Genomic DNA, 12,101 nt, shown 5'->3' with positions numbered 1-12,101 from the left:
GGTCAGGTGTGGAAGCGCAGTAATGCGTTAAGCTAACTGATACTAATTGCTCGTGAGGCTTGACCCTATAACTTTGATAAAATCTCAAAGTCAAATGTCAAACGACAGAAATGTCATGTGTATGCCGATTTGAATCGATATGTCGATTCAGCTCGTTGGCAGCAATCAAAAATCAGCTGATTCGAAGCTCTATGAATTCGTTCCGGTTGTGCGTTCGCACAGCCAGAACAACAAGTTATGCCTGACGACCATAGCGAGGTGGTACCACTCCTTCCCATCCCGAACAGGACAGTGAAACGCCTTTGCGCCGATGATAGTGCGGGTTCCCGTGTGAAAGTAGGTCATCGTCAGGCTCTTACCCAGCCCCCAAACCCCCTCGTGCCTCATGGTGCCTGGGGGTTTGGTCTTTTTGGCAACGGAATGGTCGATAGCCCGGCTTCGCCGCGCAGCCGTGGTCTCAGATGTTGACGATGGTGTCGCCTTCTACTCGCAAGGCGTGGCTTTTGGCCAATTCTGAGATCAGCGAATGCAGCGAGTGCTCCATCTCCTCAGGCGAAATGGGCTCCCGGCGTCTCTCGATTTGGGAGATGTAGGGTGTTCTTGCATACCAGTCCAACAACGTGCCAAAGCCGATGGATTGCCATTCGAGCAGCTTGAACTTCAAAAGGACTTTCAGTGCATACCGCCGGTGTTGCTCCGGGTTCGCAACAAACTGGTTGAGCCGGCTGCGCGCTCGCTGCAAGGCCAAGTCGACATCTTCAAATACGGCCCCATGTCCTGGGATGACCGTTGTCGGGTTCAGTGCCTGAATGAGTGACAAGGTGTCGGCCACTTCATCGAAGGCGGCAATGTCCTCCAGTTCAGGAAAGACGACACCAAAGCCGTTCTCCCACAGGGCATCGGCCGAAATCAAGGTCCGACTCACCGGTTCAAAAAGCACGATCGAATGGGGATCATGGCCTTTGGCCGCGTGGATTTCCCAAGGAAGATCACCCAATTCGACGGTGTCACCGGGCACCAGAACGTTCTGGAACTTGAATACGGGGCAGGTCTGACCGGTGGGTTCGTGACTCAACGCGACGGAATCCCAATGGGCCACGGCGCCAGCCTGCCCGGGCGGAATCAGCGTGGTGAGATGCGGCCAGTTCGACTGAAGGGACGCGTTGCCACCGCAGTGGTCGCTGTGAAGATGGGTGTTCAGCAGCAAGTCCAGAGGGCGTGTTTGCAATGCGTCTTGAACCAGTGCGACCGTCTGCTCGGCGTGCGTGCAGTAGCCAGAGTCCACCAGCGCGGTCGACTCCTTTCCCTGGAAAAGCACATTGTTTGAGGACAGCCAGCCTCGCTCGAAGACGGTGATGCCGATCGTCGACAGGCGGGCGGTTGCGAGCATGGGTGTACCTGAGATGGTCATGGAAATGGGCCTGATTGAAAGCATTGACCGCGGGTTGCCCGATCGCAGCGTGTGTCAACGGTCACGCGACAGCTCATCACGCAGATGGTGAGAACACACTGTGATGTTTTCGTCGAACAGCGAATCGACCCAGCGGGATTCTCTTTCTTTGATGGTGTCCAGGAAGGCCCCAGCATCGCCCAAGGCCGCAAAAGCGTCAAAGCCAGCCTCCAGGAAATGCTGAAGCGTGTCGAGTCCCGCGGCACGAGCGGGGTTGCGCATCATCCGCAGACCCAGCCGCAGGGATTTCAGGCGGGTGAGTCGCTGCAACTCTTGCCCCATGTGTTGCACCACGGCAAGCTGCCGGTCCCTCGACGGCCTGGCCCCGGTCAGGCGCCACGCGGTGATGTAACGCTCCGCCTCGGGCATGTCGGGTTCCATCGCAAGCCAGTGCGTGGCCAACTGATGATCCAGTACCTCCGTCAACGCATGCGTTTCAGCCAGATCGACAGCAAGCTGGGCCACCGCCTGAGGGAACAGGCGCTCGATGGCCCCTGCGATGCGTCCGAACTGTGCATCGCGCCGCGCGAAGTCCTGAACGCCATAGAGTTCTTCGAGAAAGAAGCGCGTGGCGGGCGCAAATCTCGGCTGGACCAGGAAATCGGCATAGGTGCTGCGAAAGCGTCGCGCCTGGAGATGCTTGATCGCTTCCACCGCCGCATGCATGCCTTCGGCGAGTGCGCGCGCGCGCAACTCGCTCACGCGAGCCAGCTGCGCGCGGATGAGATCTGAGGCGCTGGAGGATGAACTCATGGCTCTGAGGGTCGCTTGTGAACAGTCTATCCGCCGTGATCACTCCAGCCTGTCACACCGGGACAACGCCGCCCAACCACGAGGCGACCATGCGATAGTTTGCACATGGCATCACCACAGCGGCACCCACCCCCACCGTCCAACAACAGGTCCCGGCTGGCCCGCCTGCAGCAGGTGCTCGTCGGGTGTGCCTGCGCGCTCGCTGTGGTTTGGGTGGTATGGAGGGGCTCTCATTCCATGGCCTGGCTGGTGGCCGGGCTTGCTTTCCTCACCTTGGGGCACGCGGTGATCCTCGCCCTTGAAACGACCGCTGCCGCCTTCATCAACCGTGCAGACAGCGCCCCGAGCGCCCACGGCTTCACCTGGGTGAGCGCCTGGTGGCAGGAAGTGAAAGTGGCTCCGTTGGTGTTTGCCTGGCGACAGCCCTTCCGTTGGAGGCAGCTGTCCGATACGTCGACCGTCACAGAGGGCTCGTTGCCGGCCGTTGTGCTCATCCATGGTTTCTTTTGCAACCGGGGCTTCTGGTTGCCTTGGATGGCCCGCATGCGCGCCACGGGTCTGCCTTACGTTTCCGTCAACCTGGAGCCCATTTTTGGCTCGATTGACGACTACGCGCCCATCGTCGATGAGGCCGTCACACGTGCCACCGCATTGACCGGGCAGAGGCCCATCGTGGTCTGCCACAGCATGGGTGGATTGGCGGCGCGGGCTTGGTTGGTGGCATCACCCGACGCAGCGTCGCGCGTTCAAAAGATCATCACCATCGGCACGCCCCACCGCGGTACCTGGCTGGCCCGCTTCAGCCACCTCGCCAATGGTCGCCAAATGCGCCACGACTGCGAATGGCAGCAGGGGTTGGCGGCGCGTGAGCTCGCGCTTCACGCCCAGCGCAACGCCGAACTCTTTGTCTGCTGGTACAGCAACACCGACAACATCGTCTTCCCCGCGTCAACCGCCACCTTGCCCGGTGCGGACAACCGTCTGGTGGTGGGTGCGGCCCACGTGGCCCTGGCGTTTCACCCCAGGGTGATGGCGGAGTCGCTGGCGATGGTGGTGTCTGCCGACAAGTCCCCCAGCGAGCGGACCGTTTCATAGAGCGGACCGAAGTCGGGCGCGGTCATGTCGAACAAGCGTTCAAAGCTGTCGATGACGAAGTAAGTGGCCTGGTAATCGTCGATCTTGTAGCGGGTTCGCATGCAGCGCAGCAGATCGAGTGCGATGCGTTGGGGCTGCGGACTGGTCACGCTGTGGCGCAGCTCACCCGATGAACTCAAAATCCCGGCGCCATACGCGCGCAGCCCGTCGGCCTGCTGGATCAACCCGAATTCGATGGTGTACCAATACAGCCGCGAGAGCAGCTCACCCGCGCCCAGGTCGTGGGCCTTCAGGCCGCCGGCGCCATAGCGCTGCACATAGTCGGCGAACACCGGATTGAACAGCAGCGGCACATGGCCAAACAGGTCGTGGAACACATCGGGCTCGACCACATAGTCGAACTCCGCGGGTGTGCGGATCCAGTCCGTCACCGGAAAGCGCCGGCTCGCCAGCAGGTCGAAAAAGGGGCGCTCGGGAATGAGGCCGGGCACGGCCACCAACTCCCAGCCGGTGGCGAGCTTCAGCCGGGCGTTGATGTCCTCGAAGCGAGGAATCCGGTCGCGGGCACCCAACAGGGGAATCGCCTCGATGAAGGCATCGCAGGCCAGGCCCGGCAGCAACGCCATCTGGCGCTCGTACAGCCGGCGGTAGGTGTCGTGATCCGCCTCGGTGTAGGCGGCCCAGTTTTGCGCACAGGTGTAGTCGGCGTCGGCGCGCGTGTAGTCGCCGCGCGGGGGGCGCTGGCTGACGCCGTAGACAACGGGCTCGACGGCCATGTCAGGCTTTCAACACGCCACGGCGCACCTGGTCCAACTCCAAGGTCTCGAACAGCGCCTTGAAGTTGCCCTCGCCGAAACCCTGGTTGCCCTTGCGCTGGATGAACTCGAAAAAAATCGGACCGAGCTGGTTCTCGCTGAAGATCTGCAGCAGCAGCTCACCCGGCAAACCGTCCACGAGGATGTTGCGCTGCTTGAGCGCTTCCACGTTCTCGCCGTGGTTCGGGATGCGTTTGGGCAGCAGCTCGTAGTACGTCTCGCTGGTGTTGAGAAGCTTCACGCCACTGAGCTCCAGCGCGTCCACCGTGTCGTAGAGGTTGGTCGAGCCCATGGCGATGTGCTGGATGCCTTCGCCGTGGTAACGATCCAGGTACTCCTGGATCTGCCCGGCCTTCTCGTTGCCTTCTTCGTTGATCGGGATGCGAATCTTCCCGCACGGGCTGGTCATGGCCTTGCTCTTCACGCCGGTTGCCTGGCCCTCGATGTCGAAGTAGCGCACCTCGCGGAAGTTGAACAGCCGCTCGTAGAAGCCGGACCATTCGTCCATGCGGCCGCGGTGCACGTTGTGCGTGAGGTGGTCGATGTAGGTCAGGCCGTGGCCCACAGGGTTGAGCTCGGCACCCGAGTTCTGTGCGATGGGCTGGAAGTCCACGTCAAAGAAACCGATGTTGCCGATGTCGCCGGTTTTGGCGCCGTTCTTGCCGCGCCACTGGTCGATGAAATAGATGATGGAGTCGCCGATGCCTTTGATGGCCGGGATGTTCAGCTCGCCGGGGCCGGCCGATTGCGCGTAGCCCCAGGCACCCAGCGAGATGGCGCGCTCGTAGGCAGCTTTGGCATCCGCCACACGGAACGCAATGGCGCACACACTCGGGCCGTGCAGGCGCGCGAAGCGCTGCGCGAAGCTGTCGGGTTCGGCGTTGATGATGAAGTTGATCTCACCCTGGCGGTACAGCGTCACGGCCTTGCGGCGGTGCTTTGCAATGGCCTTGAAGCCCATCCGCTCAAACAGGGCGCCCATGGCCACCGGGTCGGGTGCGGCGTATTCGATGAACTCGAAGCCGTCGGTGCCCATGGGGTTGTCCCCTGGGGTCGCAGCGGACTGTACGGCGGTGGGCGAGGCTGGGTTCATGGTGGTCTCCGGTGAGATGGGGCAATGCGCCACTGTATTGGCGCAGCCTGTCACGATTCCGGCGTTTTAGGGCGCTCTGCTTGCCGTTCTTGCAGGAAAGCTGCATAGTTCGCCGGATGGAAGCACTGGACAAGCTGGACCGACACATTCTGCGCAGCCTGCAGGCCGACGGCCGCGCCACTTACGACCAGATCGCCGAGACGGTGGGGCTGTCGCCCAGCGCCGTGTTGCGCCGCGTGCGCCGCCTTGAAGAGGCGCAGGTCATCGACCGTTACGTCGCACTCGTGAGGCCCGAGGCGGTGGGCCTGGGTCTCACCGCCCATGTGAACGTGCGGCTGGAAAAACACGCAGGCAGCGCCAAGCGCCATCCCATGGACGAATTCCGAGCGAGCGTCATGGCGTGGCCCGAGGTCGTGGAATGCGCGGCCCTCACCGGCGAGATGGACTTTCAGTTGCGCCTCGTGGTGGCCGACATGGCCGCGTACTCGCGCTTCATGATGGACACCTTGCTCAAGCACCCCAGCGTGCAGGACTGCAAGACCAGTTTTGTGATGGACCGTGTGAAAAGCACGACCGCATTGCCGCTGTAGCAGGCGAACCGGGTGACCGACGGTCGCTCCGAGCCCGCCCATCGGGAGACTGACCATTTAGGGGCTTCAGTCCTTGTCGATATAGGGATAACCCGTACAGTTCCGCCATGGTCAATCCCACCCGTTGGTTCAAGTTCGCAACACCACCCGCCCAGGCGACGGTGGGCACGGTGGCGAGCGCCGCACGCACCTCGGACGACCGACACTTCCCATCCAGCAGCGTCGTGGTGCCCATCCGCTCCATCGGGCCGGGGCAGCGTGACCGCATCCTTGCCCACTTGCTCGCCCTGGAGCCACACGACCGCTACCTGCGCTTCGGCTACGCCGCGAATGACGAGCAGATCACCCGCTATGTCGACCAGCTCAACTTCGAGCGCGACGAGCTCTTCGGGATCTTCAACCGCCGCCTCGACCTGATTGCCATGGCCCACCTGGCCTTCTCGATCGATCCGCAGTACACCAGCTGTGCCGAGTTCGGCGTGTCGGTGTCCAAGAGCGCGCGTGGCCGCCGGTACGGCAGCCGCCTGTTCGAACGCGCGGTCATGCATGCGCGCAACGAAGGGGTGACGCAGCTCTTCATCCACGCGCTGTCGGAAAACACCGCCATGCTCAAGATCGCCCGCCATGCCGGCGCCATCATCGAACGCGACGGTTCCGAGTCCGAAGCCCACTTGCGGCTGCCGCCGGCCGACTTCGATTCCCGCGTGACCGAACTGGTCAACCAGCAGGTGGCCCTCACCGACTACCACCTCAAGGTGCAGGCCAAGCAGTTCTGGCGCCTGTTGGGCGTGTTGCAGGACATTCGCCAGGGCGTGCGCGAAGCCCGCGAACGGGCACGCGGCTGACCCCCGCGCGGCCCGGCCGCGCCTTTGCCCGGTGCCACGCGCTTGCGGTATCCTTTCGCACCGTCACAACTCCCCCAACCTTCAGTGGCCGAATCCCCTCCCAGTGGTGGGCCGCAGCGCAGCCTGCGGCATGTCGACAAACGTGGTTTCCTGCAAAAGCTCGCGGAGTTCATTCACCCCGGGCCGGACTCCAAAGACGAGCTGATCGAAACCCTTGCCGACGCCGAGGACAACGACATCATCAACGCCGAGTCGCGGGTGATGCTCGAAGGCGTGATCCGCATCGCCGACATGACCGCTGGCGACGTGATGGTGGCCACCCCGCGCATGGATGTGCTGGACATCGACGCGCCTTACGACGAGCTGCTGCACCTGGTCATCGACACCGCGCACTCGCGCTTTCCGGTGTTTGAGGGCGAACGCGAAAACATCATCGGCATCCTGCTGGCCAAAGACCTGCTCAAGCTGCAGCGCGCGCCCGAGCTCAACATCCGCGCCTTGCTGCGCCCGGCCACCTTCGTGCCGGAGACCAAAGGCCTCAACGACCTGCTGCGCGAATTCCGCGGCAACCGCAACCACCTGGCCATCGTCATCGACGAGTTCGGCCGCGTGGCCGGGCTCATCACCATCGAAGACGTGCTGGAAGAAATCGTCGGCGAGATCGAAGACGAGTTTGACGTGGCGGAAGACGAAGGTGACGTGTTTGCACTGGCCGACAGCACCTGGCGCGTCAGTGGAGACACCTCCATCGAGCGCATCAACGAATCGTTCGGCCTCAAGCTCTCCGAGGACGACTTCGACACCATCGGCGGCATGATCGCCCACGCCATGGGCCACGTGCCCAAGCGCGGCGAAGTGCACGAGCTCGACAGCCTGCGCTTTGTCGTGCTGCACACCAAGGGTGGTGCGGTGAAGTGGTTCAAGGTCTCGCCGGTGCCGGCCGAGCCCTGAGCCCGGCTCCGCGCCCGCCCCGTCTATGCGCAGCCTCTTTGGATCGCTCCACACCCCATCGAGCTTCAACCCGATGAGCCGCCGCCCGCCGGGGCGCAGCGCACGCGGCAGCGGTTTCTTCTGGTTCTGGATCTGCCTGTTGGGCGGCGTGTTGCAGGCAGCCTCCATGGCCTGGCCATTGGCGGGCTGGAGCCTGCCAGGAATGCGCGACGGGCAGCCCAGCGGCTTCTGGCAAATCGTTTCCCTCTCCTTGCTGGTGTTGGCCTTGCAATACGCCACGCGCGTGGGGCAGGCGGCGTGGCGGGGCTGGGTGTTCTCCACCGCCTGGCTGTCCGGTACGTTTTGGTGGCTGTTCATTTCGTTGCACACCTTTGGTGGTCTGCCGGCGTGGCTGGCGGTGCTGGCGGTGGTCGCACTGGCGGGCGCGCTCTCCGTGTATTACGCCGTGGCCGTGGGCCTGCTCTGCAGCTGGGCACCCATTTCGCGCACCGCACAAGCGCTGCTGTTTGCATCGCTCTGGACCTTGGCCGAACTGGCGCGCGGCCATTGGTTCACCGGCTTTCCGTGGGGTGCCGGCGGTTACGCGCAGGTCGACCTGATGGCGCCCTGGGCGCCACTGGTGGGTGTGTACGGCATGGGGTTTCTGGCGGCCATCCTGGCCTACGCCCTGGCCTCCGTGGTCTCTGGCCTGTGGCGGCGCCTGAGCACCTGGCTGGCATCGCCGGTGAGCCGACCCGTGGGCCGCACCGCCGCGGGTTCGCGCATGGCCGCACCGGGTGCGCGCGTGCAGGCCCGCCTGGTGCCGGGCCTGACCGACGGCTGGTGGGGCCTGGTGCGGTCGTTGATCTTGCTGCTGCTGGTGGGCGGCTTGCTGGTGAGCATGCTCGGAGGTGGCCAGGCGTGGCGCACGCTGGGGCAGCGCGACACCGCCAGCACCGGCGAGCTCCGGGTGTGGCTGCTGCAAGGCAACATTCCGCAAGATCAGAAATTCGTGTCCGGCACCGGGGTTGCGCAAGCGCTGGCCTGGTACCCGCAGCAGATCGCGCTGGCGGTGGACGCGGCGCGCACCCGCCCCACCACCGGTCCGCAGCTGGTGGTCGCGCCTGAAACCGCCATTCCGCTGTTGCCCAACCAGCTGGGTGCCGAGTTCTGGCGACCCTTGCTGGGCCACCTGGCGGCGCAGCCCGCGGGTGGCGTCAGTGCCATGGTCGGTTTGCCCTTGGGCAGCCTCGATCAGGGATACACCAACTCGGTGTGGGGCCTGAGCCCCGAAAAGGCGGCGGGGGCGCTGGCCCGGGTCGATGTGGCGGGTGCGCTGGGCGCCGGCCTCTACCGCTACGACAAGAACCACCTGGTCCCTTTCGGCGAGTTCATTCCGCCGTTGTTTCGCTGGTTCACCGATCTCATGAACATCCCGCTGGGCGATTTCAACCGCGGCGGCCTGGCCCAACCCTCCTGGGCGGTGGCGGGTCAGCGCGTCGCGCCCAACATCTGTTTTGAAGACCTGTTCGGCGAAGAGTTGGCCGCGTCGTTTGCCGATGCGGCCAACGCGCCCAGCGTGCTGGTCAACCTCAGCAACATCGCGTGGTTTGGTGACTCGGTGGCCATCGACCAGCACCTGCAGATCTCGCGCCTGCGTGCCATCGAGCTCGGCCGACCCATGCTGCGCGCCACCAACACCGGCGCCACGGCGGTCATCGATCACAACGGGGTGGTCACGCACCAGCTGGAGCGGCTCACGCGTGGCCGGCTGGAAGCCACGGTGGAGGGCCGCAGCGGCGTCACCCCCTACGCCCAGTGGACCGCACGCTGGGGGTTGACGCCGATGTGGATCGGTTGCCTGGTGCTGGTGCTGGTCATCGCATCGTTGCGCAGCCTGGGACGCCGCGGCGGCCGCACGCGCCGGCGCTGAGCCGCAGCGCACCGGTCAGCGTTTCGGCAGGGATCGCTCACAGGTCCGTCACACACCGCGCCGGGCGGGTTGATACAACGCAAGACGCCTGGCCATGTTGGCGGGGCATCCTTGAGGACATCGCCATGGCGTCATCCATTCCGTTCGACCATCCTTCCCTGGTGCTGGGACATGTCGTCAACGCCGACCTGCTCAGCCGCCTCGAGAAGATCGCAGGCCTGCAGGCCAAGACCGACGCGGCGTTCGAACGCATGAATTCGTTCATTGCCATGCGGCGCGGGCTGAGCATGACGATCAACGAACTGGTCAGCCTGGGCGTGGACATCACCGATCTCAAGACGCGGATCGCCGACTTGAACCAGCACGTAAGCGATGCGGCCCGGGACTACATGGCGGCGCGCATCACCAACGACACCGGTGTGCAGCAGCTGCGCGAAGAGGTGGCCGCGATGGAAAACGTGGCCGGGCTCGAGAGCCCGCTGGACTTCAAGGGGGTCAATGTCGAGCGCCTGCCGCTGGCCTCGGACTCCATCAAGATCGACCTGCAGTACTTTTCGTACGGCAGCAACGACGACAGCCGTGCGACGGCGATGGCCAGCATCGAGAGCGCGATCCGGGAGTCGACCGCGTCGCTGGGCCCTGCGGCCAGGGATGTGCCCAAATCCGCGGCGGCGCAGGTGCATCAGCAGCTCAAGAACCACAGCCTGGTCGGCACCCTCGTGATCACCGCCAGTGCCACCCACCGCTCCTCCGCCCTGCTGCAACCGCTCGTCCTCGACGTGGACAAGGCGGTGGAGGTGTGGAACAGCGTGCACAGCGCGGCGGGCGAGGGTATCAACACCACCGATCTCACGTCGGTGGTCCAGGCTTCCGAGGCGCCGGGTGCTGCAGCCGACGCCAACAGCCTCACCTTGCTCACCGGGGCCAACTACGGCTCCAGCTTCATCGGCATGGTGCACATGGTGAACAACGAAATGACCGGCACCGGTCTGGACCCACAACAGGAAGAAACGCTGCAGGAGCAGTTGCGCATGGGGGGCTGGCTCAAGGCCGCCACCGGGGGATTCGGCATGGACGAGTCGGTGCTGGAGAACGTGCGCCAGCTGCTCAGCACACAAAACGTGTCCACCCATGTCAACCTCATCGTGCTGGGCAGTGTGCCGTCGCTGGCGTCGTCGCAACTGCGCATGGGCGTGGCGTCCTTGCTCGACGGCCCGCAACGCGCCGGATCGGCTGTGACTGCGCCGACCCACGATTCGCACCAGACGGCCAGTTCCATGGCGGACACCTCGCTCAAAGGCGGACAGCGGGTGGCCATGCAAAGCGGCCTGATGCAAAGCGTCATCCAGGGCCTGGGCACCATCGACCACGGCAGCAACAAGGTGGTGGACCTCAACACCTTGATGAACGCCTTCGACAACTACATCACCCAGGTCTCGGACCCCAAATCGGTCGGCATTCCGATCAGCTTCATCTTCAGGAAAATTTCCAAGGCCCAGATCGCGCGGCTGTGGCTCGACAAGTACTTCGCCCTGGCCAAGACCAAAGGCGATCCGGCCTCAGCCGACAAGGTGCCAACGAAGTGACTGGCTGGACCGGGCCGCCTGGGGCGCGCCCGTAAAATCGGGGGTTTGCGCAGCCGTGTTCGGCGCGCTCCCCCTTTCCATCGCGCGGCCCGCGCACCAGCCCCATGTTGACCTTCCAGCAAATCATCCTGACCTTGCAGTCCTACTGGGACAAACAAGGCTGCGCCCTGCTTCAGCCCTACGACATGGAGGTGGGCGCCGGCACCAGCCACACCGCCACGTTCTTGCGCGCACTCGGCCCCGAGCCCTGGAAAGCCGCCTACGTGCAGCCCAGCCGCCGCCCCAAGGACGGCCGCTACGGCGAGAACCCCAACCGCCTGCAGCACTACTACCAGTACCAGGTGGTCCTGAAGCCGGCGCCCAGCAACATCCTGGAGCTCTACCTCGGCAGCCTGGAGGCGCTGGGCTTCGACCTGAAGAAGAACGACATCCGCTTCGTGGAAGACGACTGGGAAAACCCCACGCTCGGCGCCTGGGGCCTGGGCTGGGAGGTCTGGCTCAACGGCATGGAGGTGACGCAGTTCACCTACTTCCAGCAGGTCGGCGGCATCGACTGCCGGCCGATCACCGGCGAGATCACCTACGGCCTGGAGCGCCTGGCGATGTACCTGCAGGGCGTCGACAACGTCTACAAGCTGCAGTGGACCGAGGGGCTGACCTACGGCGACGTCTACCTGCAGAACGAGCAGGAGCAGAGCGCCTACAACTTCGAGCACAGCAACGTCGAGTTCCTGCTGCAGGCCTTCGGCGCCCACGAGGGCAATGCCAAGGGGCTGATGGAGCAGCAGCTCGCCTTGCCCGCGTATGAACAGGTGCTCAAGGCCGCCCACACCTTCAACCTGCTGGACGCGCGCGGCGCGATCAGCGTGACCGAGCGCGCCGCCTACATCGGCCGCATCCGCAACCTCGCGCGCGGCGTGGCCCAGAGCTACTACGAGAGCCGTGAGCGCCTGGGCTTCCCCATGGCGCCGCGCGAGTGGGTGGACCAGATGACGAAGAAGGCCGCGTGAG

General features: G+C 64.2%; 11 protein-coding genes and 1 rRNA gene. 8 read left to right on the top strand and 4 right to left on the bottom strand.

Going from position 1 to position 12,101, the window contains the following annotated elements:
• Positions 1 to 240: 240 nt before the first annotated feature.
• Positions 241 to 353, top strand: a 5S ribosomal RNA gene (gene rrf, locus Q1W68_RS05965).
• A 104-nt stretch (positions 354 to 457) separates the two neighbouring features.
• On the opposite strand, the gene Q1W68_RS05960 is transcribed toward rrf, so the two are convergent.
• Both Q1W68_RS05960 and Q1W68_RS05955 read right to left on the bottom strand, forming a co-directional pair.
• Positions 458 to 1,390: an MBL fold metallo-hydrolase gene (locus Q1W68_RS05960; RefSeq protein ID WP_300715865.1), complete on the bottom strand. Its 933-nt coding sequence runs from the start codon at positions 1,388 to 1,390 to the stop codon at positions 458 to 460.
• A 75-nt stretch (positions 1,391 to 1,465) separates the two neighbouring features.
• Positions 1,466 to 2,203, bottom strand: a complete 738-nt coding sequence (locus Q1W68_RS05955) for a hypothetical protein (RefSeq protein WP_300652184.1) — start codon at positions 2,201 to 2,203, stop codon at positions 1,466 to 1,468.
• Positions 2,204 to 2,440: 237 nt separating this feature from the next.
• On the opposite strand from Q1W68_RS05955, the gene Q1W68_RS05950 reads away from it, so the two are divergent.
• Complete coding sequence (locus Q1W68_RS05950; protein WP_300652181.1) at positions 2,441 to 3,298, top strand: alpha/beta fold hydrolase; 858 nt, start codon at positions 2,441 to 2,443, stop codon at positions 3,296 to 3,298.
• On the opposite strand, the gene phhA is transcribed toward Q1W68_RS05950, so the two are convergent.
• Together phhA and hppD are read right to left on the bottom strand one after the other, a co-directional pair.
• Positions 3,220 to 4,074 carry a phenylalanine 4-monooxygenase gene (gene phhA, locus Q1W68_RS05945; RefSeq protein ID WP_300652178.1) on the bottom strand — a complete coding sequence of 285 codons (855 nt, stop codon included), beginning with the start codon at positions 4,072 to 4,074 and terminating at the stop codon, positions 3,220 to 3,222. The genes Q1W68_RS05950 and phhA overlap by 79 nt on opposite strands.
• Position 4,075: 1 nt before the next feature.
• Entirely contained in the window at positions 4,076 to 5,206 is a 1,131-nt protein-coding gene (gene hppD, locus Q1W68_RS05940) for a 4-hydroxyphenylpyruvate dioxygenase (protein ID WP_300715863.1), read from the bottom strand.
• 116 nt (positions 5,207 to 5,322) lie between these two features.
• Here hppD and Q1W68_RS05935 point away from each other — a divergent pair, with 116 nt between their 5' ends.
• The 6 genes from Q1W68_RS05935 to glyQ all read left to right on the top strand — a co-directional run bounded on the left by Q1W68_RS05935 (position 5,323) and on the right by glyQ (position 12,100).
• Positions 5,323 to 5,796 (top strand): Lrp/AsnC family transcriptional regulator, encoded by a 474-nt coding sequence (locus tag Q1W68_RS05935; protein WP_300649344.1) that lies wholly within the window; start codon positions 5,323 to 5,325, stop codon positions 5,794 to 5,796.
• A gap of 107 nt (positions 5,797 to 5,903) precedes the next feature.
• Complete coding sequence (locus Q1W68_RS05930) at positions 5,904 to 6,641, top strand: GNAT family N-acetyltransferase (protein ID WP_300649346.1); 738 nt, start codon at positions 5,904 to 5,906, stop codon at positions 6,639 to 6,641.
• An 84-nt stretch (positions 6,642 to 6,725) separates the two neighbouring features.
• Entirely contained in the window at positions 6,726 to 7,592 is an 867-nt protein-coding gene (locus Q1W68_RS05925) for a transporter associated domain-containing protein (RefSeq protein WP_300715862.1), read from the top strand.
• 73 nt (positions 7,593 to 7,665) lie between these two features.
• Positions 7,666 to 9,504, top strand: coding sequence for an apolipoprotein N-acyltransferase (gene lnt / locus Q1W68_RS05920; protein WP_300659669.1), 1,839 nt, complete (start codon positions 7,666 to 7,668; stop codon positions 9,502 to 9,504).
• Between the two features lie 125 nt (positions 9,505 to 9,629).
• Positions 9,630 to 11,090 carry a hypothetical protein gene (locus Q1W68_RS05915; RefSeq protein ID WP_300655661.1) on the top strand — a complete coding sequence of 487 codons (1,461 nt, stop codon included), beginning with the start codon at positions 9,630 to 9,632 and terminating at the stop codon, positions 11,088 to 11,090.
• 104 nt (positions 11,091 to 11,194) lie between these two features.
• Positions 11,195 to 12,100 (top strand): glycine--tRNA ligase subunit alpha, encoded by a 906-nt coding sequence (gene glyQ, locus Q1W68_RS05910; RefSeq protein ID WP_300715860.1) that lies wholly within the window; start codon positions 11,195 to 11,197, stop codon positions 12,098 to 12,100.
• Position 12,101: the final 1 nt, after the last annotated feature.

The organism is Hydrogenophaga sp., from assembly GCF_030158645.1.
GTDB lineage: Bacteria > Pseudomonadota > Gammaproteobacteria > Burkholderiales > Burkholderiaceae_C > Hydrogenophaga.
The sequence above is the reverse complement of the archived record's forward strand: the minus strand, read 5'-3'. Positions and strand labels throughout refer to the sequence as shown.

What these genes read in the sequence shown, in the direction of transcription:
- glyQ (WP_300715860.1), top strand. Translation starts at nt 11,195, where the DNA reads ATGTTGACCTTCCAGCAAATCATCCTGACCTTGCAGTCCTACTGGGAC.
- Q1W68_RS05915 (WP_300655661.1), top strand. Translation starts at nt 9,630, where the DNA reads ATGGCGTCATCCATTCCGTTCGACCATCCTTCCCTGGTGCTGGGACAT.
- Q1W68_RS05950 (WP_300652181.1), top strand. Translation starts at nt 2,441, where the DNA reads ATGGCCTGGCTGGTGGCCGGGCTTGCTTTCCTCACCTTGGGGCACGCG.
- Q1W68_RS05935 (WP_300649344.1), top strand. Translation starts at nt 5,323, where the DNA reads ATGGAAGCACTGGACAAGCTGGACCGACACATTCTGCGCAGCCTGCAG.
- hppD (WP_300715863.1), bottom strand. Translation starts at nt 5,206, where the DNA reads ATGAACCCAGCCTCGCCCACCGCCGTACAGTCCGCTGCGACCCCAGGG.
- phhA (WP_300652178.1), bottom strand. Translation starts at nt 4,074, where the DNA reads ATGGCCGTCGAGCCCGTTGTCTACGGCGTCAGCCAGCGCCCCCCGCGC.
- Q1W68_RS05960 (WP_300715865.1), bottom strand. Translation starts at nt 1,390, where the DNA reads ATGCTCGCAACCGCCCGCCTGTCGACGATCGGCATCACCGTCTTCGAG.
- Q1W68_RS05955 (WP_300652184.1), bottom strand. Translation starts at nt 2,203, where the DNA reads ATGAGTTCATCCTCCAGCGCCTCAGATCTCATCCGCGCGCAGCTGGCT.
- Q1W68_RS05930 (WP_300649346.1), top strand. Translation starts at nt 5,904, where the DNA reads ATGGTCAATCCCACCCGTTGGTTCAAGTTCGCAACACCACCCGCCCAG.
- lnt (WP_300659669.1), top strand. Translation starts at nt 7,666, where the DNA reads ATGAGCCGCCGCCCGCCGGGGCGCAGCGCACGCGGCAGCGGTTTCTTC.